Annotated in this window: 16 protein-coding genes and 2 pseudogenes; 13 read left to right on the top strand and 5 right to left on the bottom strand. The window is 74.3% G+C overall.

All coding sequences use genetic code 11. From position 1 onward, the window contains the following. The first annotated feature begins 87 nt into the window (after nucleotides 1-87). Nucleotides 88-1070: pseudogene (locus Sm713_RS10440) on the top strand (GlxA family transcriptional regulator). A gap of 40 nt (nucleotides 1071-1110) precedes the next feature. After that, on the top strand, nucleotides 1111-2040 hold the full coding sequence (locus tag Sm713_RS10445; RefSeq protein WP_212909344.1) for an endonuclease/exonuclease/phosphatase family protein: 930 nt from the start codon (nucleotides 1111-1113) through the stop codon (nucleotides 2038-2040). Between the two features lie 454 nt (nucleotides 2041-2494). On the opposite strand, the gene Sm713_RS10450 is transcribed toward Sm713_RS10445, so the two are convergent. Next, nucleotides 2495-4633: a SpoIIE family protein phosphatase gene (locus tag Sm713_RS10450; RefSeq protein WP_249416207.1), complete on the bottom strand. Its 2139-nt coding sequence runs from the start codon at nucleotides 4631-4633 to the stop codon at nucleotides 2495-2497. 297 nt (nucleotides 4634-4930) lie between these two features. Here Sm713_RS10450 and Sm713_RS10455 point away from each other — a divergent pair, with 297 nt between their 5' ends. Continuing rightward, on the top strand, nucleotides 4931-5071 hold the full coding sequence (locus tag Sm713_RS10455) for a hypothetical protein (RefSeq protein ID WP_212909345.1): 141 nt from the start codon (nucleotides 4931-4933) through the stop codon (nucleotides 5069-5071). 190 nt (nucleotides 5072-5261) lie between these two features. Here the strand turns inward: Sm713_RS10455 and Sm713_RS10460 are convergent, their stop codons facing one another. The 3 genes from Sm713_RS10460 to Sm713_RS10470 form a co-directional block, all read right to left on the bottom strand. Further along, nucleotides 5262-5588, bottom strand: a complete 327-nt coding sequence (locus Sm713_RS10460; RefSeq protein WP_212909346.1) for a hypothetical protein — start codon at nucleotides 5586-5588, stop codon at nucleotides 5262-5264. 180 nt (nucleotides 5589-5768) lie between these two features. Next, nucleotides 5769-6902, bottom strand: a complete 1134-nt coding sequence (locus Sm713_RS10465; protein WP_249416208.1) for a hypothetical protein — start codon at nucleotides 6900-6902, stop codon at nucleotides 5769-5771. A gap of 407 nt (nucleotides 6903-7309) precedes the next feature. Further along, nucleotides 7310-8857, bottom strand: a complete 1548-nt coding sequence (locus tag Sm713_RS10470) for an MFS transporter (protein ID WP_249416209.1) — start codon at nucleotides 8855-8857, stop codon at nucleotides 7310-7312. 180 nt (nucleotides 8858-9037) lie between these two features. Here Sm713_RS10470 and Sm713_RS10475 point away from each other — a divergent pair, with 180 nt between their 5' ends. The 4 genes and pseudogenes from Sm713_RS10475 to Sm713_RS10490 all read left to right on the top strand — a co-directional run bounded on the left by Sm713_RS10475 (nucleotide 9038) and on the right by Sm713_RS10490 (nucleotide 12775). Further along, entirely contained in the window at nucleotides 9038-9646 is a 609-nt protein-coding gene (locus Sm713_RS10475; RefSeq protein WP_212909347.1) for a helix-turn-helix domain-containing protein, read from the top strand. 278 nt (nucleotides 9647-9924) lie between these two features. Continuing rightward, nucleotides 9925-10263, top strand: coding sequence for a DUF6412 domain-containing protein (locus Sm713_RS10480; protein ID WP_212909348.1), 339 nt, complete (start codon nucleotides 9925-9927; stop codon nucleotides 10261-10263). A gap of 248 nt (nucleotides 10264-10511) precedes the next feature. Further along, nucleotides 10512-11426, top strand: a pseudogene (locus Sm713_RS10485) (YidC/Oxa1 family membrane protein insertase); the annotation flags it as partial. A 494-nt stretch (nucleotides 11427-11920) separates the two neighbouring features. Continuing rightward, nucleotides 11921-12775, top strand: a complete 855-nt coding sequence (locus Sm713_RS10490) for a fumarylacetoacetate hydrolase family protein (RefSeq protein WP_212909350.1) — start codon at nucleotides 11921-11923, stop codon at nucleotides 12773-12775. Between the two features lie 114 nt (nucleotides 12776-12889). Here Sm713_RS10490 and Sm713_RS10495 read toward each other — a convergent pair whose 3' ends face one another. Next, on the bottom strand, nucleotides 12890-13975 hold the full coding sequence (locus tag Sm713_RS10495; protein WP_212911928.1) for a Gfo/Idh/MocA family oxidoreductase: 1086 nt from the start codon (nucleotides 13973-13975) through the stop codon (nucleotides 12890-12892). A gap of 368 nt (nucleotides 13976-14343) precedes the next feature. Between Sm713_RS10495 and Sm713_RS10500 the strand changes: the two genes are divergently transcribed. The 6 genes from Sm713_RS10500 to Sm713_RS10525 all read left to right on the top strand — a co-directional run bounded on the left by Sm713_RS10500 (nucleotide 14344) and on the right by Sm713_RS10525 (nucleotide 20593). Continuing rightward, entirely contained in the window at nucleotides 14344-15747 is a 1404-nt protein-coding gene (locus tag Sm713_RS10500) for an ROK family transcriptional regulator (protein ID WP_374195976.1), read from the top strand. An 87-nt stretch (nucleotides 15748-15834) separates the two neighbouring features. Then, nucleotides 15835-16614 carry an HAD-IIA family hydrolase gene (locus Sm713_RS10505; protein WP_212909352.1) on the top strand — a complete coding sequence of 260 codons (780 nt, stop codon included), beginning with the start codon at nucleotides 15835-15837 and terminating at the stop codon, nucleotides 16612-16614. A 51-nt stretch (nucleotides 16615-16665) separates the two neighbouring features. Then, nucleotides 16666-17121, top strand: coding sequence for a GNAT family N-acetyltransferase (locus Sm713_RS10510; protein ID WP_212909353.1), 456 nt, complete (start codon nucleotides 16666-16668; stop codon nucleotides 17119-17121). Nucleotides 17122-17261: 140 nt separating this feature from the next. Continuing rightward, nucleotides 17262-18290 carry a 6-phosphofructokinase gene (locus Sm713_RS10515; RefSeq protein WP_212909354.1) on the top strand — a complete coding sequence of 343 codons (1029 nt, stop codon included), beginning with the start codon at nucleotides 17262-17264 and terminating at the stop codon, nucleotides 18288-18290. A gap of 469 nt (nucleotides 18291-18759) precedes the next feature. Further along, the gene (locus tag Sm713_RS10520; RefSeq protein ID WP_249416210.1) at nucleotides 18760-19689 is read left to right on the top strand and encodes a LysR family transcriptional regulator; all 930 of its coding nucleotides are present in this window, start codon (nucleotides 18760-18762) and stop codon (nucleotides 19687-19689) included. Nucleotides 19690-19984: 295 nt separating this feature from the next. Further along, nucleotides 19985-20593, top strand: coding sequence for an SDR family oxidoreductase (locus tag Sm713_RS10525; protein ID WP_308293160.1), 609 nt, complete (start codon nucleotides 19985-19987; stop codon nucleotides 20591-20593). The last annotated feature ends 64 nt before the right edge of the window (nucleotides 20594-20657 follow it).

A 20657-nucleotide genomic window follows, 5' to 3' on the forward strand; every position in this document is an offset into this window, starting at 1 on the left:
AGAGCGGCCACCGGGGCGAAGCTCCAGCGGCCAACCGGGGCCAAGCCCCACAGGATCGCCGTGCTCGTTCGCGACGGCGTGCTCCCGATGGAGCTGGGCCTCGTTCACCAGCTCTTCGGAACGGCACGTTCCATCCCCGCGGGGGACCCGCTCTACGAGGTGCTGACCTGCGCGATCACCCCGGGCCTGGTCCGCACCGACGCCGACTTCCCGATCCACGCGCCGCACGGCGCCGACCTGCTGGCCGCCGCAGGCACCGTGATCGTGCCCGCCTCCCACGAGCACGACGAGTCGCTCACCGCCGCCGGCGGCCTCCCCGAGCCGCTCGCCGCCGCGCTGGCGGCCGTGCCGCCCGGCAGCCGGATCGCGTGGATCTGCACGGGCGCGTTCGTGCTCGCCGCGGCGGGCCTGCTGGACGGGTGCCGGGCCACCACGCACTGGAGCTCCGCGGAGGAGTTCGCGCGGGCCTTCCCGGCCGTGGCCACCGACCCGGACGTGCTCTACGTCGACGAGGGCCGGGTGCTCACCTCGGCGGGCGAGGCGGCCGGGATCGACCTGTGCCTGCACATGATCCGCCGGGACCACGGGGCCGCCGTCGCTCCCCCACTGCCTGAAAGGCGTGGGAGGTACCCCCAGAGGTGGCGCGGCGCTGCGTGGTGCCGCCGCACCGGGAGGGCGGCCAGGCGCAGTACATCCGGCGGCCGGTGGTGCAGGACCGCTCCACGTCCACGTCCGCCTCGCGCGCCTGGGCGCTGGGGCGGCTGGGCGAGCGGATCACGCTGGCGGAACTCGCGGTCCGGGAGGCGATGAGCGTGCGCACCTACAGCCGCAGATTCCGCGAGGAGACCGGCCTCACCCCCGTCCAGTGGCTGACCCAGCGGCGCCTGGACCGGGCCCGGCAGCTCCTGGAGGAGACCGACCGCACGGTGGACCGGATCGCGGCGGAGGCGGGCTTCGGCACCGGGGCGTCCCTGCGGCAGCACTTCCACGCGGCGCTCGGGGTCTCCCCGGGTGCGTACCGGACGACGTTCCGGGGCACTCGCACGACCCAGGACCAGCCCCGGCGGTGACCGCGGCCGCCGAGGGCGCGCGAGCGGAGAGGCGGTTGCCTTGAGCACGTCACCCGGGAGCATCCCGTCGCGGATGGGCGACCTGACGGGCGCGGCCGGCGAGCCCGAGCCGCCCCGCGCCGGCGCCGGGCGGCTGCGGGTGCTGACGATGAACGTCCTGGAGCCCCAGTACGCCAACGGCGGCCTGCGCCGGGCCGCGCTCGGGGCGCTGCTGGAGCAGCTCGCACCCGACGTCGTCGCACTCCAGGAGATCACCGGCGAGGAGGCCACGCGGCTGCGCGCCGACGGCTGGCACGTGGCGCCGCATCCGCACTGGTCGGCCGAGCCGTTCGAGGGGGTGGGGGCGGTGCTGGCCGCGCGCCGGCCGTTCGGCCGGATCGAGCAGGACGAGCTGCGGGTGACCGAGCGGACCGCGAGCACCCCGTGGTGCGGTGTCGTCGCGGCGGAGCTGCCGATGCCCGAGCCGCTGGGGAACGTGCTCGTGGTCCACCACAAGCCGAGTTTCCCGTACGGCTTCGAGCACGAACGGGAGCTTCAGGCGGTGGCCACGGCCCGGCTGGTGGAGGAGGCGGTCACGGTGTGGGGCGCCCGGCACGTGGTGCTGGCCGGCGATCTCGACGCGGCGCCGGACGCGGCGTCGATCCGGTTCCTGTCCGGCCGGCAGTCGCTGGACGGCATGAGCGTCCGCTACCAGGACGCCTGGCTCAGGCTCCACCGCGACGCCACGCCCTCTTCCGGCCACACGTTCTCGCCACGGAACCCGCTGGTCCGGCGCGGCGACATGCCGGACGAGGAGGGGCGGCGCATCGACTACATCATGGTGCGGTGCGGATCGTACGGGCCGACGCTGCGGGTGGCGGCGTGCGAACGCGCCGGGGTGGAGCCCGTACGCGGCGTCCAGGTCAGCGACCACTACGGGGTCGTCGCCGACCTGACTCCGCAGTCACGCCGTCCCGGCAGGTGGGGCTGAGCGGTATCCCCGCAGGGGCGCAGCCAGTTTTCAGGGGCGCGGGGAACCGTGCGACAAGCCACGACGTGACCGTCGGGTAGTCACCGACCTGACGGGGCTGGTTCTGTCGTGTCCGGACCATCGGTGGGTGGGTGGTTGCTCGCGCAGTTCCCCGCGCTCCTTTTCAGGCGGGGCTGCGCCCCGGCCAACCTGGGAGCGCGGGGTCGGGGTACCTCCCACGCTCTCAAGGCAGTGGGGGAGCGACAAGCCACGACTGGGGGCACCTCCCACGCCCTTCAGGCGGTGGGGGACGTCAGGTCGCCACCGGCCTGGAGGGGCAGTTGGGGTCGTGTCCGGACCGCCGGTGGGTGGGTGGTTGCTCGCGCCCACGCGGCGGAGCCGCACAACGACACAGCCCCGCGCCCCTGGGTGGGCCGGGGCGCGGCCCCGCATCGCGTCCCGGACGCGGCGGGCGTCACCCCTGGCGTACCGAGGCCGGGCCGCCGTGTGAGGTCTGGATGAGGAGTACCGCGAGGTCGTCCAGCCGCGGCGTGTGCCGCGACGCATGCTGCACCAGGGTGTCGGCGAGCGCCTCCATGGGCTGGTTCCCCGCACGGGCGACGGCGTCGGCGAGCGCCGCGGTCGCCTCGTCCGGATCGGTCCGCGGCGCCTCCACCAGACCGTCGGTGTAGAACACCAGCACCGCACCGGGCGGCAGGTCCACCTCCGTCGTCGCGTAGTCCGCCGCGGAGTCGATGCCCAGCAGCAGTCCGACCGGCAGGTCGATCACCTCGGTGTGCCCGTCGGCGTGCCGCAGCAGCGGCGGGGGATGGCCCGCCGAGGCCAGGCAGGCGCGGTGCCGGACGAGGTCCAGCCGGGCGTGCAGGCAGCTGGTGAACAGCCCGGGGTCGAGGTCCGTGAGCAGCCGGTTGGTGCGGGAGAGCACCTCGCCGGGCGGCGACCCCGCGGTGGCGTGCACCGCGGTGCGCACCTGCCCCATCAGCGCCGCCGCGGACACGCTGTGCCCCTGGACGTCGCCGATCGTCACCGCCGTGCTGGCGGGCCCGTCGCGCATCACGTCGTAGAAGTCGCCGCCGATGTCCATGCCGCGGGTCGCCGGCAGGTAGCGGGCGACCACCTTGAGGCCGGGCACGTGCGGCAGTGCCTGGGGCAGCAGGCTGGCCTGGAGGCTGCGGGCGAGGTCCTGCGTGGAGTCGTAGAGCCGGGCCCGGTCCAGGGCCTGCGCGATCAGGCCGGCGAGCGCGGTGAGGATGGAGCGCTCGTCCTCCGCGAAGGTGTGCGTCCGGTCGTAGGCGAGCACCAGCGAGCCGACGATGCGGCCGGACGCGATCAGTGGCAGGAACGCCCAGGACGACTTGTAGTCCCGCAGGACCGCCTTGGGATAGGCGCGCTTGAGCTCGGCGAAGCTGGTGAAGAAGCGGGGTATGCCGGTGGTCAGGATGTGGCTGGCCGGGGTGTCCGCGTCGAGCGGCGCGGCGTCGAACTCGCGCATCAGCTCGGCCGGGTATCCGCGGTGGCCGATGATCCGCAGCCGGCCCTCGTCGGCGACCATCAGCGCCAGCGCCTGCGCGCGGAAGACGGGCATGATCTCGTCGGTGACGTGCTCGACCACGTCCTGCACCCCCAGCGCCTCGGTGAGCGTGGCGGCCAGGTGCACCAGGTAGTACAGCGCCGTGGCCCGCCCCGGGGAGGCGGGGGGCCGCAGCAGCGACGCGCTGTCCGGGGCCTCGTCCGTCGCGGCGGAGACGATGCGCATGCTCACGCCGTGGCCGTCCGCGTGGATGTAGAACGTGAGCCAGTCGTCCGGGGGCTTGAGGACGCTGCAGGACGTGGACTCGCGGCTGATCACCGCGGAGCGGTAGCGGTCCTCGAAGACGGGGTCGTCCATCCAGGGCAGCACCTCGCGGAGGGTGGCGCCCTGTAGCTCGGACGCCTCGGCGCCCAGCATCTCGGCCGCGTTGTCGGAGACGAAGCTCACCCGGCCCTGGACGTCGAGCGAGCAGCAGCCGCCCGGCAGCCGCTGGGCGAAGTCGGCCGCGGCGAGCGCCGCTTCCCGCGACGGGGTGCGGGCGCGCTGCGGTTGCAGCAGCCTCGGCTGGGTGCCGGGCAGCACGGGACGGCCCATGCCGTCGGCGCTGCGCAGCAGCATGCCGAGGCTGCGGCAGCAGTTCTCCATGGCTTCGCGCTCGTCCGGCGCGAGCTGGGGCAGGTGCGAGCCCGACCAGCCGAGCGCCAGGCAGCCCCAGTCGGTGCCGCCCTCGGTGATCGGCATGGCGGCGATGGCGAAACGGTAGGGCAGCACGAGGGAGGTGCCGGGGTAGCGCCGGGCCACCTCTTCCTGGCTGCTCAGCCACACCAGGCGGTGTTCGCGGACGGCATCGCTCGCCGGGAGGGGTGCGGCGAGCCGCACCCGTATCCAGGGGGTCATGATCTGCTGCGGGACTCCCGTCAGCGTCGCCAGCCGCAGCACCTGCTCGCCCCTCGGCAGCAGGTAGAGCATGCCTGAGGTGGCACCGGCCTCCCGCACGGCCTCGGTCAGCACGAGATCGAGCTGTTCGAGGCCGGAACCTGCGATGGCGACCGGACTCTGCACTGCCCCTCACCTTCCGACGGCCACTACCAGGCGCCACGCCCGGTGGCCGCTCTCCCGCCGCGACGGCGCGCCGCGGTTCACCGCCGCGCTCCGGGCGCCCCATGCGGGTACGTCGTGCGCAGCCCGCTCCCTGCGGGGGCGCCGTCGACGGGCGTGCCCTGCGGAGGCGCCTGCCCGCCTCGCGGTCCGCGGCGCCGCCACGGTCGGCTGCGCTGCCGGGGCCGGCCGTGCTTTTTCCGCCGGCCGCGTCGCGTCCGGCTTGCCGACGGGCCGCCGGACGCACGGCACAGGCCGCGGGTGGGCCTGCTGCCGGTGTGCCGCCCGGTCGATCGGGCCGCTGCCGGTTCGGTTGTCGATCCGGTCGCTGCCCATCCGGTCGCTGCCCATCCGGTCGCTGCCGATCTGATCGCTGCCGATCCGGTAGCCACCGATGGCTGACCGTGACCGCGTACGATCAGGCCGCGCGCGCCGCATAACGCCCATAAAGGGATTTTACGCCCATTGCAGGAACGGGGTCCTGGTTGCGGGGCGAGCACCAGGTCAGGAGCCAGGAGCCAGGAGTCAAGCGTCAGGAGCCCGGGCGCTCCGCTCGCGGGGGCCAGGCGCCCAGGGCCCGAATCGGGATGGCTCAGGCGGAGTGCCGGTCCGCGAGTGCCCAGGAGGCGAGGGCCATCCCGCCGGCCACCGAGAAGACGGCGGGCCAGGCGCCGACCTTCTTGGCCAGCGGGTGCGAGCCGGCGAACGCGCCGACGTACGCGACGCCCAGCGCCCCCGCCGTCCTCCCCCCGGCCTGCCGCCACCACTGCCATCCGGCGGCGGCGCCCGCCACCGCCAGCACCGCCCCGCCGAGTTCGCGGCGCTTCGTCCACCGCGCCACGGCGTACCCGCCGACGAGTCCGGCGGCGGCCACGGGAGCGCTGGGGACGCGGGCGGGGCGGGTGGTGCCGAGAGCCATCAGGACCTCCGATACGGGGGACCGGGCGGTCCCGTGCCGACGGCTTCGAGGCTAGCCGTCCAGCCGCCGACTCCGCGCGCGTGCCGGCGTCTTCGGGCTGGGATCACCGGCCGGGTGGGACCGGGGGAGGCCGGGTGCGCGCCCCCCGGTCCGGGCCCCGCACCCCGCACGGCCGGCGGCCTACTCGGTGCCGGTGCCGGTGCCGGTGCCGGTGCCGTGGCAGTCGGCGTACGGCCGCGTGGAGACACACCAGCAGGGATCCGCCGAGGGCGGGGGCCAGGGCAGGGCGCGGCCGCGGGCGGCGAGGGTGGTGGCGTACTGGGGGAGCAGGGTGGCGTCGGTGGGGGAGGACGCCTCGGAGGCGGCGAAGGCCTCGTACGAGGGGACGGTGGCGGAGACGATGCCGAGGTTGGCCGTGCCGGACGCGGCGAGCTCCCGCAGGGACCGCTCTATCGTGGCGAGGTGCTCCTCGTGGGAGGGGTACTCGGTGGTCAGCGACGGATACGCGTCGGTCAGCTCGGCGAGTTCGGCGGCCGGCCAGTGCAGCACCGCCACCGGGAACGGGCGGGACAGGGCCGCGCGGTAGGCGCCCAGTTCGGCGCGGAGGCGGGAGATCTCGGCGCGCAGCTCGGCGGGGTTGTCCGAGCCCAGGGACCAGACGCGCTTGGGGTCGTGCAGCTCGTCGAGGGAGACCGGCGCGGCGTGCAGGGCGTCCGCGAGGCGGTCCCGGTCGTCGTGGTCCGCGCCGAGCATGCGCCGCACGCGGTGGCGGCCGAAGAGGAGCGGGTGGGCCTCGGCGGTGTCCGGGGTCTCCGCGCCGGCGGGCAGCAGGATGTCCATCGCCTGCGAGAACGTCTCGTGCGCCGCGTCGAGTTCGTCGTGCGCCTCAAGGGTCTCCGCGACGATCACCCAGGGAGCCGGGTCGGCGGGGGCGGCGGCGCGGACGCCCTCGATGATGGCGCGGGCCTCCGCCTCGTGGCCGTACTCCCAGAGGTTCGCGGCCTTGAGCGCCTTGATCAGCTGGGGGTTGTCCAGATCCTCCGGCGCGAAGGAGGAGAGCAGGCGGTCGTAGAGGGAGGTGGCGCGCTCGCGTGCGCCGGCCAGCTCCAGATGCGCCCCGGCCTGGAGCAGCAGGTGCTCGGCGTCCTCGGGGTAGAGGGCGGCGGTGCGCTCCAGGCGTTCGGCTTCGGCGATGTGGTCGACCTGGTCGGCGGGGTCGACGGGGTTGCTCGGTGCGGCGCCGTGGGAGTTCGGGGCGTCGGCGGCGGTCGAGGGGTGACGGGGGTTGCCGGCAGCAGGCGTGTCGGGACACATGAGCAAACCGTACTGCCGCCCCACTCCGGCGGAGCAGGACCGGTCGCTTCCGGTCCCCCGCCCGTGGCCCCTCCGCCCCGACGCCCCTTGATCGGGGCGCAGCCCCGCCCTTAGGGGCGCGGGGCTGTGCCGATTTGCGGCTCCGCCGCGTGGGCGCGACCAGCCACGACGAGACGTGCAGTCCGCCACCGTCCCGAAGGGGCAGTCGGGGCCGTCGCCGGACCACCGGTGGGTGGGTGGTTGCTCGCGCAGTTCCCCGCGCCCCTGAGGGACAAGGCTGCGCCCCGATCAGGGGCGCGGCGAGTCGCGCCTCCTCGGGAGAGCCGCAGCCCGCCACCGCCCCGAACGGACAGCCGGGGTACCCCGGACCCCCCGCCGCCCGCCCTCGGCCGGGCCGACCAAGAACCTCAGCGGCGCTCGCGCAGCACCAGCGCCGCCACCGCCGCGACCACCGCCAGCCCCGCCGACACCAGCACGGCGATGTCCGTACCGTGGGCCAGCGCCGCGGCACCGCCCCGGGAGCCCCCGCCCCCGGCGGTGGTGGCGACCGCGATGGTCAGCGCGACGCCCGCCGACGAACCGATGTAGCGGGCGGTGTTGTTCGCGCCGGACCCCATCGCGGCCCGATCCCTGGGCACCGACTCGACGGCGAGCAGCGGCAGCGCGGCATTCAGCAGGCCGCTGCCGACTCCCGTGATGAACAGGCCCGGCAACAGCCGCGTCCAGTGGCCGGAGGCCATCGCGCCCAGCATCGTCAGCACCCCGGCCGCGTGCAGCACGAAGCCGAGCGCGAGCTGGTGGCGCGCCGAGATCCGGCCCGCGAGGCGCGGGGACTGGACGAGGCGGCGCGCCTGGAGCGCGACCACGAAGGACGTGCCCGACCACGCCATGTACAGCCACGCCGTGCCCAGCGGGCTCAGGCCCAGCGCGCCCTGCACCAGGGTGGGCAGGAAGCTGTAGAGGCCGATCACCGCGAGGCCGGTGAACAGCCCGCCCGAGGACGCGGCCAGGAACAGCGGGCGCCGCAGCAGCCCCAGGTCGATCATCGGGCTCGCCGTGCGCCGCTCGACCGCCACGAAGGCCCAGATCAGCAGGGCGAACGCGAGCAGCAGCAGGCCCACGGAGGGGCGCACCCAGCCGTCCCTTCCGAGCGTGAGCGCCGCGAGCAGCGCCACCAGCGCACCGCTGAGCGCCGCCGCGCCCGCCAGGTCCGGCCGGCCAGGGCGCGGCGCCTTCGACTCCACCAGCGCGCCCCCGCCGAGGGCCGCGATCAGCAGCCCCGCTATGCCGAGCACGACGTACGCCCATCGCCAGTCGAACGTCGCGAGCCAGCCGGCGAGCAGCGGTCCCAACGCGATGCCGCCGCTGACGAACGCACCCCAGACCCCCGTCGCCCGCACCCGGCCGTGCGCGGTCGGGAAGGCGTGCACGAGCAGGCCGAGGCTGCTGGCCAGCACCGCGGCGCTCGCCGCTCCCTGGGCGAGGCGGGCCAGCACGAACAGCCACGTGTCGGTGGCCAGTGCCCCGAGCGCCGTGGTGATCCCGAGCGCGAGGGTGCCGGAGAGGAAGACCTTCCGGCGGCCGTAGTCGTCCGCGAGGCTGCCGGCGACCAGCAGCAGCGCGGCAAGCCCCAGCGGCGCGCCGTTCAGCAGCCAGGCCTGTACGGACACCGAGCTGCCGAGCGAGGCGGCGGTGTCCGAGAGCGTGACCATCGGGGCGGTGTACGACATCAGGGCCACGGCGGTCGCGGCGCTGGTGACGGCGAGGGTGGCCGCGGGCCGCAACCCCGCGCCGTCCGCCGGGGCCGCGGCCGGGGCCTGGGCCGCCGGCGTTCTGGGACCCGCGGGTTCCCCGTCAGGGGCGGGCGGAGGCGGCGACGGCGTCGTGGTGCCGGCTTCCGCGGTCGTCGCGGCGGTGTCAGAGGGGTACGGGGGACGGGACATGGGACGGGACATGGCGAGGTCCTCCACGCTCGGGCGGGGCGATGACGGGCAGGGCGAGAACGGGCAGGGCGGCAGGGGAACGGCGGCCTGGACCCCTTCTTGATTCAGTGAATGAACCTTGGGCTCGCCAGCACCGTACCATCTAAAGTTCGTTCATTGAACTTACCTCGTGGCGATGGCTACACTGGCGCCATGGCTCTTGGTAAGGACTACGCGGCGCAGGAGTGCTCGATGGCCCGCGCGCTGGAGGTCGTCGGCGAGCGCTGGACCCTGCTGCTGGTGCGTGACGCGCTGTACGGCGTGCGGCGCTACAACGACTTCCTCGTCCACCTGGGCATCCCGCGCGCCGTGCTCGCCGCCCGCTTGCAGACGCTGACCTCCGCGGGCGTCCTGGAGAAGCGCCGCTACCAGGACTCGCCGCCGCGCTACGAGTACGTCATCACCCCCCGGGGCTGCGCCCTCTGGCCGACGCTGCGCGGGCTGGGCGTGTGGGGCGAGGAGACGTTCCCCGACACGAGGCCGCTGCGCACGTTCCACCACGTCGCGTGCGGCACGGAACTCGGTGTCCACGGGGAGTGCCCCGAGTGCCGGATATTCGTCCCGGTCGAGGACGTCGAGATGCGCCCCGGGCCGGGCCTGGAGCAGGAGCCGGCGAATCCGGTCAGCCGCGCGCTGCTGCGCCCGCGCAGGTTCCTCCAGCCGGTCGACGTCGCCGCCGAGGAGGCCGCTGCCGCGGAAGCCGCTGCCGCGGAGGCCGCCGAAGGGCAGGCCGCCGAGGCCGCCGTGCCGAGCACGCCCTAGCCCGGCCCGCCCGGCGGAACGGACTCCCCTCCGCCATCGGCCCAGGACCTCACCGGTCCCTCCACCACGGCACGTGGACGCGTTCCCCGTGGTGGAGGGACCGGTGACGTAAGCCACACCTCCGATCCGGGGCACCCGCGCCGTCCCCCGCGTACGGTCGAGCACACAGGCACGTGACGACACGAACCCGAATGGCAACGTGACGACACGTCCGTGCCTCCGCGACGAACGACGACGAACGGCGACGAGCGGCGACGAGCGGTGAGAGGAGGGCAGGCATGACGCGGATCCCCACGATCCGGGCAGGGCTCCAGATGACGCTGCGGCCCGCGGTCCTGCTGCTCTTCCTGCTCGCCGAGACCGTCCTCGTCGCCCTGGCGGGCGCGGGCGGTGTCCCGGTGGTCGTCGCCTTCGCCGCCACCGCCGCGACCGGCGCCGCACTCGTCTTCTGCTCCCTGCGGATCTCGCGCAGTGCCCCCGCCGTGCCGCACACCAGGGTCCGTACGACCCTGCGCGAACGCGCGCTGCGCACCGCGTTCCTCCCGCAACGCGACCCCGACGCGCCCGGCCGCAACAGGCCACGAGCGCCAGGACGGCCGTCCCCGACGGCCGTGTAGGGGTTACACGGGGTCAGACGGCGGTCGCCGAGCGGCGCCCCTCCTGACCGCGGGCGGGCACCGTGCCCGCCCGCGACGGGCCTCCCGATCCAGATGACGGGACGGGCCCGACCCTTGAGAGTCCCCACGGGCACCACCGTGCGGATCCGGGCTGCCCCGCAGCCCCCGCCGCCCCTCCGCGGGCCGTCACGCCGACGCGTTCAGCACGCTCTTTCCCGGCACGACGAGATCCCCAGGAGGGGTTTCCCATGTCTGTTTTCGCGACCTTCGCCGACCTGGTCATGCAGCTCGGCCACGCGCTGCAACCGGTGTTCCACACCTCCGCCACCGCCGCCGCGATCGTGCTCTTCACCATGCTCGTGCGGCTCCTCGTCCATCCCCTGTCGCGGGCCGCGGCGCGCGGGCAGCGCGCCCAGGCGCGGCTCTCCCCGCGGATCGCGGAGCTGCGCCGCCGGCACCACAAGAACCCCGAGCAGCTCCAGAAGGCGACGATGGAGCTGTACAAGGAGGAGAAGGTCTCGCCGCTGTCGGGCTGCCTGCCGAGCCTGCTCCAGGTCCCGGCGTTCTTCCTGCTCTACCGGATCTTCTCCTCGGCGCGCATGGGCGGCCAGCCCAACGCCCTGCTCGGCCACACCCTCTTCGGCTCACCGCTCGGGGGCCGCTTCGCCGGGGCGCTCGCCCACGGCGGGCTCTTCGGGACGCGCGGCCTCGTGTACCTGGGACTGTTCGTCATCGTCGCGGTGGTTGCGACGTTCAACTACCGCAAGACCAAGCGGACGATGGCCGCGAACGAGGCGGCCACCGCGAGCGCGTCCGGAACGGCCAAGGGCGGCGCGACCAAGGGCGGCACGGCCAGGAACAGCTCGGCCAAGAGCCGCACGGCCGAGAACGGCTCGGCCAGGAACGGCATGGCGAAGAACGGCACGGCCAAGGCCGGCAGGTCCGGTCGTGACGTGGCCGGTCGTGACGGGCAGGGCGAGCCGATGGCCGCGATGGCCGCCGTGACGAAGGCCATGCCACTGATGTCGTTCCTCACCCTGATCACGGTCGCCGTCGTGCCGCTCGCCGCCGCGCTGTACGTGGTCACCAGTACCACCTGGAGCGTCGTGGAGCGCGCGATGCTGCACAAGGACGCGCCCGCGGCCGACTCCGCGGCGGCCCCCACGGCGGACGGCGCCTCGCAGGGTCCGAAGGCCCGCGCCCGCAACCGCCGGGCAGCCGCCACCGCGAAGGCCGCACCGGCCGGGGCGGCGAAGGCTGTCGCGGCGAAGGCGGCCAAGGCCGGGTCCGCCGAGCCCGAGTCCGCCGGGGCCGGGTCCAGTAGGGCCGCCACCGGCGCCACGCCGGCCGGCCGGCTCGCCCGTGCCCTCAAGACCACCCGCTTCCCCCGGGCCGCCGTGCTGCCGGGCCCGGCCGAGGCCGCGAAGCCGGCGGAGGGCTCGGGCAGCTCGCCCGCGTGACGGGCGGAACCCGCCGCACCGCCTCGGCCTCCGGATCCGGCGGGGTCCGTGGTCCAGAGCGTGGGCGGGGTATTGCGGCGGGAACGTTCTGCTTGGAGGATCAACCAAACATCCGATGCCCCGCCGCGACCGGTCGTGCCCGGCCGCGGCAGGGCCGGGCCGGGGCAACAGCCCAGCAACACCTAGGGAGATCCACCATGAAGCTGCTGCGTGTCGGTGCGGCCGGCGAGGAGCGTCCCGCGCTGCTCGCCGACGACGGGAGCCTGCGCGACCTGTCCGGACTCGTCACGGACGTCGACGGCGCCCTGCTCGCCGACGACGACGCACTGATCCGGGTCCGGGCCGCGGGCGAGTCGGGCGAGCTGCCGGTGCTCGACGCCCCCGGGCGGATCGGCCCGCCGCTGGCGCGGATCGGCAAGGTCGTCTGCATCGGTCTCAACTACCACGACCACGCCCGCGAGACCGGGGCCGAGCCGCCCTCCGAGCCGGTCATCTTCTTCAAGGCGGCGGACACGGTGGTGGGCCCGAACGACACCGTTCTCGTGCCGCGCGGCTCCACCAAGACCGACTGGGAGGTGGAGCTCGCGATCGTCATCGGCCGCACGGCCCGCTACCTGGAGTCCCACGAGGAGGCGCTCGCGCACGTCGCGGGGTACGCGCTCTCCAACGACGTGTCCGAGCGCGAGTTCCAGATCGAGCGCGGCGGCACCTGGGACAAGGGCAAGAACTGCGAGACGTTCAACCCGCTCGGCCCCTGGCTGGTGACCGCGGACGAGGTGCCCGACCCGCAGAAGCTCTCGCTCAGGACCTGGGTCAACGGCGAGCTGAAGCAGGACGGCAGCACCGCCGACCAGATCTTCCCGGTGGCCGAGGTGGTCCGGTACGTCAGCCAGTTCATGACGCTCTACCCCGGCGACGTCATCAACACCGGAACCCCCGCGGGCGTGGCCATGGGCCGCCCGGAACCCAAGCCGTACCTGCGGGCCGGCGACGTGGTGGAGCTGGAGATCGCGGGACTCGGCCGCCAGCGGCAGGAGTTCGGCGCGGCGTAACCCCGATCGCCCTCGGGCGGTCCTGGCCTTCGGGCGGGCCCGCGTGCGGCCCAGGGCCCCGAGATCCCAAGGCCCGGATGCCCCCGTCACGTGCGGGGCACCCGGGCCTCGTCGTCACAGCGTGACGGTCGTGCCCGTCTCCGCGGATCGGCGTGCGGCCTGAAGGACCTCCAGGGTCGCCGCCGCCTCGCCGGCCGTGACCGGGTTCGGCCCGCCGGTCCGCAGGGCGGCGGCGAGGCGCGTGTAGTACGCGGGGTAGTCGCCGGGGAGGGAGGGGTACGGGTCGCCGTGCCCGGTCATGGGGGACTGGCCGGTGGTGACGTGGCCCCACTCGGACTCCGGCTCCCGGCCCCAGTCGGCCTCGCCGGCGGGCCGCCGGCCGGCGCGGAGGTCGGCCTCCTGGGGGTCGAGCCCGTACTTGACGTAGCCGGCGCGGGAGCCGAGCACCCTGAAGCGCGGGCCGAGCTGCGCCGCCGTCGAGGAGACATGGAGGTGGGAGCGGACGCCGCCGGCGTGCGTGAGGGCGAGGAACGTGTCGTCGTCCGCGCCCGTACCCGGGCGGCGTGTCTCGGACTCGGCGTACACCCGGACGACGGGGCCGAACAGGACGAGCGCCTGGTCGACCACGTGGCTCCCCAGGTCGTAGAGCAGACCTCCGACCTCTTCGGGGTCGCCGGACTCGCGCCAGCCGCCCTTGGGCTGCGGGCGCCACCGCTCGTAGCGCGACTCGAAGCGCCAGACGTCGCCGAGCGTGCCTTCGTCGAGGAGCCGGCGGAGCGTCAGGAAGTCGTTGTCCCAACGGCGGTTCTGGAAGACGGAGAGCAGCCGCCCCTGCCGCTCGGCGAGCGTGGACAGCTCACGGGCCTCGGCGGCGGTGGCCGCGAGCGGCTTGTCCACGACGACGTGCAGGCCCGCCTTGAGCGCGGCCGTCGCGTACGGGACGTGGGTCCTGTTCGGGGAGGCGATCACGGCCACGTCGAACTCGCCCGCCCGGGCCCACACGTCATCCGCGCCCGCGGCGAACCGGACGTCGGGGAACTCCGCACGCGCCTGCTCCCGCCGCTCCTCGCTGCCGGTGGCGATCGTGTCGAGCGCGAGGCCGCCTGCGGCGGTGATCAGCGGGGCGTGGAAGACGGAGCCTGCGAGTCCGTAGCCGACGAGGGCGACGCGGAGGGGGGTGTCGGTTCCGGTACCTGTCATGGCGGTCATGGCGACCACTTTGGCAACAGTGTTGCTAAAGTGCAAGGGCGCCCTGACGGGCGCGGGGGACCGGGTGAGCAACCGGCGGCGGGCCGGTGGCCGGGTGCGGGCCGGGCTGTGCCTTCCGGTCGGTGGCGACCAGCTACCGGCCGGTGGCCGGACCACGACCGGGACTGCCCCTTTGGGCCGGTGACGACGTTGCGGCTTCGTTGTGGTTGCTCGCGCAGTTCCCCGCGCCCCTATCGGGGCGCAGCCCCGTCATGAAGGGGCGCGGGGAACCGGCGACCAGCCATGACGGGACCGGAAGACGCCACCGACCTGAAGGGGTGTTTCGGTCGTGGTCCGGCCACCGGCCGGTACGTGCGAGGGTGAACGAAGAGGAAGAGGCGGGCGTGGTGGACGGACAGCAGAGTGGTGCGCCGGCGCACGCCGCCGTGCCGGGGTGGCCGGCCGGGGCCGGTCTTCCCGCCTTGCGCGGGCACAACACCGCCCTCGTGCTGGACCTCCTCCGCGTCGCCGGCACCGCCGGCATCAGCCGCCGCGAGCTGGCCGACCGCACCGGGCTCACCCCGCAGGCCGTGAGTAAGATCACCGCGCGCCTGCGGACCGAGGGGCTGGCCGCGCCCGCAGGGCGCCGCGCGTCCACGGGCGGCAAGCCGCCCACCGCCCTCCGCCTGGTGCCCGGCGCCCGGTTCGCCGTCGGGCTGCACCTGGACCGTGACGCGTGCACGGCGGTGCTGGCGGACCTGACCGGAACCGTCGTGGCGGAACGCCACGGCCCGCTGGACCTGGGCGCGGGCGCCGGAGAAGTGGTGGACCTGGTCGTCCGCGAGGTCCGGGCGCTGACGGAAGCCGCCGGACGGTCGGCCGCCGCCCAACAGCCGGCCGCCGCCCAACGGCCGGGCACCGCCCAGCCGCCAGGCGCCGCCCCCGCAGTGCTCGGCGTGGGTGTCGCGGCGCCGGGGCCGCTCGATCACCGGCTCGGGGTGCTGCACCGGGTCACCGGCTTCCCCGAGTGGGACGGCTTCCCGCTCCGCGATGTGCTCGCCCGCCGCCTCGGCCTGCCGGTCGCCGTCGACAAGGACACCAACGCCGCGGCCCTCGGCCTCTCCCTGAGCACGGACCTCGGACCGTCCGGGGTCGACTCCTTCGCCTACCTGCACCTGGGCACCGGCCTGGGCGCCGGGCTCGTCCTCGACGGCGCCGTACGCCGGGGCGCCCGCACCGGCGCGGGCGAGTTCGGGCACCAGGTGATCCTGCTGGACGGACCCCTCTGCTCCTGCGGCAACCACGGCTGCGTGGAAGCCCTCTGCCTGGACGCCGCGGCCCGCGGCGACCTCGCCGGTGCCGCCCGCGTGCTGGGGGAGGGCGCGGCGAACCTCACCGCCTTGCTGGACGTCGACCGGGTCCTCCTCGGCGGCGCCACGATCAACTCCGGCGCCGTCACCGGCGAACGCTTCGTACGCGGGGTGGCCGCCGTGCTCGCCGAGCGCGCCGGCCGCACCGGGCGCGACCCGGCCGTCCCGGTCGCCCTCGCCCCGGGCGGGCCGCGCGCCGTGGCCGAGGGCGCCGCCCAACTCCTCCTCGCACCCCTCTTCGGCCGCGCCCCGTCCATCCCCGCCGTATCTGCAATGCCTACGGCAGCCGCAACGCCTGCCGTATCCGCAACGCCTGCGGCAGCCGCAACCCCCGCCGCATCCGCAACGCCCGCCGAACCCGCGATGCCGCCCGAACCCGCCGCGCCCGCGGCCTCCCCCACCCCCGCCGACTAGGGCGCCCGCACGATTAGGCTGTCCGCGTCGGAACCGAGGTCCGGCACCCCGCACCGGGGTATCCCCAGTACGGCAGGAGACCGGCACATGGCAGAGCGCAAGTCCATCGAATCGTGGCTCACCGACATGGACGGGGTGCTCATCCACGAAGGGGTGCCGATCCCGGGCGCCGAGGCGTTCATCAAGCGGCTGCGCGACTCGGGCCGGCCGTTCCTCGTGCTCACCAACAACTCCATCTACACGCCTCGCGACCTGCACGCCCGCCTCTCCCGGATGGGCCTGGACGTGCCGGTGGACAACATCTGGACGTCCGCCCTGGCCACGGCGAAGTTCCTGGACGACCAGCGGCCGGGCGGCACCGCCTACGTCATCGGCGAGTCGGGACTGACGACCGCGCTGCACGACATCGGGTACGTGCTCACCGACCACGAGCCCGACTACGTCGTCCTGGGCGAGACGCGCACGTACTCCTTCGAGTCCATGACGAAGGCGGTGCGGCTGATCAAGGACGGCGCGCGGTTCATCTGCACCAACCCGGACGAGACGGGGCCGTCCGCCGAGGGCCCGCTGCCCGCGGCCGGTTCGGTCGCCGCGCTCATCACCAAGGCCACCGGCAAGGACCCGTACTTCGCGGGCAAGCCCAACCCGCTGATGATGCGCACGGGCCTGAACGCGATCGGTGCGCACTCCGAGACCAGCGCGATGATCGGCGACCGGATGGACACCGACGTGCTGGCCGGTCTGGAGGCCGGCATGACGACCTTCCTCGTGCTCAGCGGGCTGACCTCACCGGGCGAGGTCGACGACTACCCGTTCCGCCCCTCGACGGTCGTCGATTCCATCGCGGACCTGGTCGAGCTGATCTGAGCGCCCCGGACGACGGACGGCCATCGAGAAAGGGAGGGTAGGGGGATCAGGATGGACATAGCCGTCGACGACCTCTCCGGCGATGACATCGCGGCCTTCCTGGCGGCGCACGTCAGCGAGATGAAGACCCTCAGCCCGCTGGAGAGCAAGCACGCCCTGGACCTGGACGGGCTGCGCAGGCCCGAGATCACCTTCTGGTCGGTCAGGGACGGCGGCGCCCTGGTGGGCTGCGGCGCGCTCAAGGAGCTCGACGGCGACCACGCCGAGCTGAAGTCCATGCGCACCGACCCCGTGCGCAAGCGCAGCGGCATCGCCTCCTGGCTGCTCGCGCACATCGTCGCGGAGGCCGGCCGGCGGGGCTACCGCAGGCTGAGCCTGGAGACCGGGTCGGCCGAGTTCTTCGCCCCGGCACGCGCGCTGTACGCGAAGTTCGGCTTCGCGTACTGCCCGCCCTTCGGCGAGTACAGGGACGACCCTCACAGCGTGTACATGAGCCGCCTGCTCTGAGCCCGGCTGATCCCGGTTCGCTGATCCCGGTCGAGTCCGGCCGGGTCCGGCCGTGCGGCGGAGCCGGCCGCGCCCGCCGTGCGGCCCGCCGCATATGGGTCCAACCTGGACGGGGAGGACCAGGCGCAGGGAGACGCACCATGCGAGTCGGAGTGCTCACCGGGGGCGGCGACTGCCCTGGGCTCAACGCGGTGATCCGGGGCATCGTCCGCAGGGGCGTGCAGGAGTACGACTGGCAGTTCGTGGGCATCGTGGACGGCTGGCGCGGTGCGCTGGAGGACGTCACCGTCCCCCTGGACGTGCCGAGCGTGCGGGGCATCCTCACGCACGGCGGCACCATCCTCGGAGCCTCCCGCACCAACCCGCTCCGCACCGAGGACGGCATCGCGCGGATCAAGCGCACCCTCGACGTCCGCGGCATCGACGCGCTGGTGGTGGTCGGCGGCGAGGACACCCTCGGGGTGGCGCAGCGGCTCGCCGACGAGGGCGTCCGGCTGGTGGGGGTGCCCAAGACCATCGACAACGACGTCGGCGGCACCGACTACACGTTCGGGTTCGACACCGCCGTCAGCATCGCCACCGAGGCCATCGACCGCCTGCACACCACCGCCGCCTCGCACCGCCGGGCGCTGGTGGTGGAGGTGATGGGCCGGCACTCCGGGTGGATCGCGGTGCACGCGGGCGTGGCCGGCGGTGCCAGCGCCATCCTGATCCCGGAGCGCGCCTTCGACGTGGAGCAGGTGTGCGGCTGGGTCCTCAGCCGCTTCCAGCTCCGCCGCGCGCCGGTCATCGTGGTCGCGGAGGGCGCGGTTCCGGAGGCCGGGCAGCTCGTGGTCAGGGACGAATCCCGGGACGAGTACGGCCACGTCCGGCTCTCCGGCATCGGCGACTGGCTGGCCGACGAGATCGAACGGCGCACCGGCAAGCAGGCCCGCACCACGGTGCTCGGCCACGTGCAGCGCGGCGGCACCCCGACGGCGAACGACCGCTGGCTGGCCACCCGCTTCGGGCTCCAGGCGGTCGCGGCGGTGTGGGACGGCGACTTCGGCACGATGACGGCGGTGCGCGGCACGGACATCGTCCGCGTACCGCTCAGGGAGGCACTGGCCACGGCCAAACGGGTGCCGCTGGAACTGTACGAGGAGTTCGACGTGTTCTTCGGAACGTAGGCGCGTCCGCGGGTCGGCCGACTGCCGGGGCGCGCCTTCTCCGTGACGTGACCGTTGGGTCGTCGCCGTAGCTCGCGCCCACGCGGCGGAGCCTCCCCCACTGCCTCAAGGGCGTGGGAGGTACCCCCAGGACGCGGTCCCGCGCCCCTTGAGGGCACTGGCGGCACTCAGTTGTAAGGCCGCGCCCCGCAAGGGGCGCGGGGAACTGCGCGACCAGCCACGACGAGACCGTCAGGTCGTCACCGTCCCGAGGGGGCTGGTTCTGTCGTTTCCGGACCATCGGCGGGTGGGTAGTTGCTCGCGCCCACGCGGCGGAGCCTCCCCCACTGCCTCAAGGGCGTGGGAGGTACCCCCAGGACACAGTCCCGCGCCCCATGATGGAACCGGGGTACCCAGCCTGTAAGGCTCCCCCGACAGGGGCGCTTTTCCGGCCCAAGCCCTCCGCGGGAACCCGTGGTGGGATGGACCCGTGGAGCTGAGAGAGATGCGGGCGTTCGTCGTCGTCGCCGAAGAGGGCGGGCTTTCCAGGGCGGCACGGCGGCTGCACGTCAGCCAGCCCGCCCTGTCCCAGACGATGAGCGCCCTGGAACGGGAGCTGGGCGTCCAGCTCCTGGTGCGCAGCAGCACCGGGGTGAAGGCCACCGACGCCGGAATGACCCTGCTCGCCGAGGCCCGCGCGGTGCTCGCCCGCTACGACCAGGCGCTCTCCGCCGTCGCCCGGCACACCGCGGCGGGCGGTGGCGTCCTGCGCCTCGGGATCCCCCTGGAACTCCCCGGCGACCTGCTCTCCCGCCCCCTCGCCGAACTCGCCGCCGCCTACCCGGCCACCCGGGTGCAGGTCAGCCACATGTCGACGTCGGTGCAGTTCGAGTCGCTGCGCCGCGGGGACATCGACGTCGGCCTGGTCCGGGAGCACCCCGTGGGCCAGGACCTGGACGCCGTCCTCGTCGTCGAGGAGCACCTCGGGGTGCTGCTCGCCGCCGAGCAGGCCGCACGGACCGCCGGCCCGGACGGCGTCGCGCTCGACGCCCTCGCCGGCCTCAACTGGGTCGGCTTCCCCCGCTCCGGCAGCCCCGCCTGGTACGACGAGTTGACCGCGATCCTGCGCAGCCACGGCCTGGACCTGGGCCCGGCCGCCGCCGAGGGCCAGGAGCTGATCGCCGAAGTGAAGTTCGCGGCGGTCACCGGAGGCGACGCGTTCGCGCTGGCGCCGCCCGAGTGGTCCCAGCAGCTTCCCGAGAACGTCGTCTGGTCCCCGCTGGCCGGCCACCCGCTGGTCCGGCGCACCTGGGCGGTCTGGCCGGCCAGCTCCCACCGCCGCGACCTCGCCCGCTTCGTCCTCGCTCTCGACGAGCAGGGCCCCCGGCGCACCCCCCGCGACCCGGTGCCGGTGGGCTGACCTGGCCAGAGGGCGGAAGGCCGGAACCGCTTATGGCGGCCATAAGAGGCCAGTCACGCCGGACGGGAAACCCCGCGACCCCCTCACCGCTTACACCCACGCGGCCGGCACGGGAGCCGGCCGCAAGTACTGATTCACGTAACCGAATGTGGGTGAACCATGACATCCGAACTCTCCGGAACCTCGGCTCTGGTGACCGGCGCCACCAGCGGCATCGGCCGCGCCACGGCCCTCGCGCTGGCCGCGCAGGGCGCGCGTGGTGGTCTCGGGCCGCGACGGGATCCGCGGGAAGGAAGTGGTCGAGGAGATCAGGGCGCAGGGCGGCCAGGCCGACTTCCTCGCGGCCGACCTGCGTGACGAGGCCTCCGCCCGTGACCTGGCGCGACGCGCCAAGGGCCTGGTCGGCGAGGTGGACGTGCTGGTCAACAACGCAGGCATGTTCCCCTTCGGCTCGACCGAGGAGACCACCGAGCCCGATTTCGACGCGGTGTACGCGCTCAATGTGAAGGTGCCGTACTTCCTCGTCGCCGAGCTGGCCCCGGACATGGCGCGGCGCGGCCACGGCACGATCGTCAACATCAGCACGATGGTCGCCGAGTACGGCGCCAACGGGATGGGCCTGTACGGGTCGAGCAAGGCCGCGCTGGTCCTGCTCACCAAGTCCTGGGCCGCCGAGTACGGGCCGAAGGGCGTCCGGGTGAACGTGGTCAGCCCCGGCCCCACCCGTACCGAGGGCACCGCGGTCATGGGCGACGCCCTGGACCAGCTCGCCGCCACCACCCCGGCCGGCCACCCCGCCGCCCCGCGGGAGATCGCCGACGCGATCGTGTTCCTCGCCTCGGACAGGGCGAGCTTCGTGCACGGCGCGGTACTGCCGGTGGACGGCGGCCGGATCGCCGTCTGACCAGGGGCCAGGGACCTGGGATCCGGGGCCTGGGATCCGGGACCCGGGACCAGAGTCCCGGATC

Origin of the sequence: Streptomyces sp. TS71-3 (assembly GCF_018327685.1) — a bacterium.
GTDB lineage: Bacteria > Actinomycetota > Actinomycetes > Streptomycetales > Streptomycetaceae > Streptomyces.

What these genes read in the sequence shown, in the direction of transcription:
- Sm713_RS10505 (WP_212909352.1), top strand. Translation starts at nt 15,835, where the DNA reads ATGGCAGAGCGCAAGTCCATCGAATCGTGGCTCACCGACATGGACGGG.
- Sm713_RS10510 (WP_212909353.1), top strand. Translation starts at nt 16,666, where the DNA reads ATGGACATAGCCGTCGACGACCTCTCCGGCGATGACATCGCGGCCTTC.
- Sm713_RS10470 (WP_249416209.1), bottom strand. Translation starts at nt 8,857, where the DNA reads ATGTCCCGTCCCATGTCCCGTCCCCCGTACCCCTCTGACACCGCCGCG.
- Sm713_RS10480 (WP_212909348.1), top strand. Translation starts at nt 9,925, where the DNA reads ATGACGCGGATCCCCACGATCCGGGCAGGGCTCCAGATGACGCTGCGG.
- Sm713_RS10465 (WP_249416208.1), bottom strand. Translation starts at nt 6,902, where the DNA reads ATGTGTCCCGACACGCCTGCTGCCGGCAACCCCCGTCACCCCTCGACC.
- Sm713_RS10495 (WP_212911928.1), bottom strand. Translation starts at nt 13,975, where the DNA reads ATGACAGGTACCGGAACCGACACCCCCCTCCGCGTCGCCCTCGTCGGC.
- Sm713_RS10460 (WP_212909346.1), bottom strand. Translation starts at nt 5,588, where the DNA reads ATGGCTCTCGGCACCACCCGCCCCGCCCGCGTCCCCAGCGCTCCCGTG.
- Sm713_RS10515 (WP_212909354.1), top strand. Translation starts at nt 17,262, where the DNA reads ATGCGAGTCGGAGTGCTCACCGGGGGCGGCGACTGCCCTGGGCTCAAC.
- Sm713_RS10475 (WP_212909347.1), top strand. Translation starts at nt 9,038, where the DNA reads ATGGCTCTTGGTAAGGACTACGCGGCGCAGGAGTGCTCGATGGCCCGC.
- Sm713_RS10490 (WP_212909350.1), top strand. Translation starts at nt 11,921, where the DNA reads ATGAAGCTGCTGCGTGTCGGTGCGGCCGGCGAGGAGCGTCCCGCGCTG.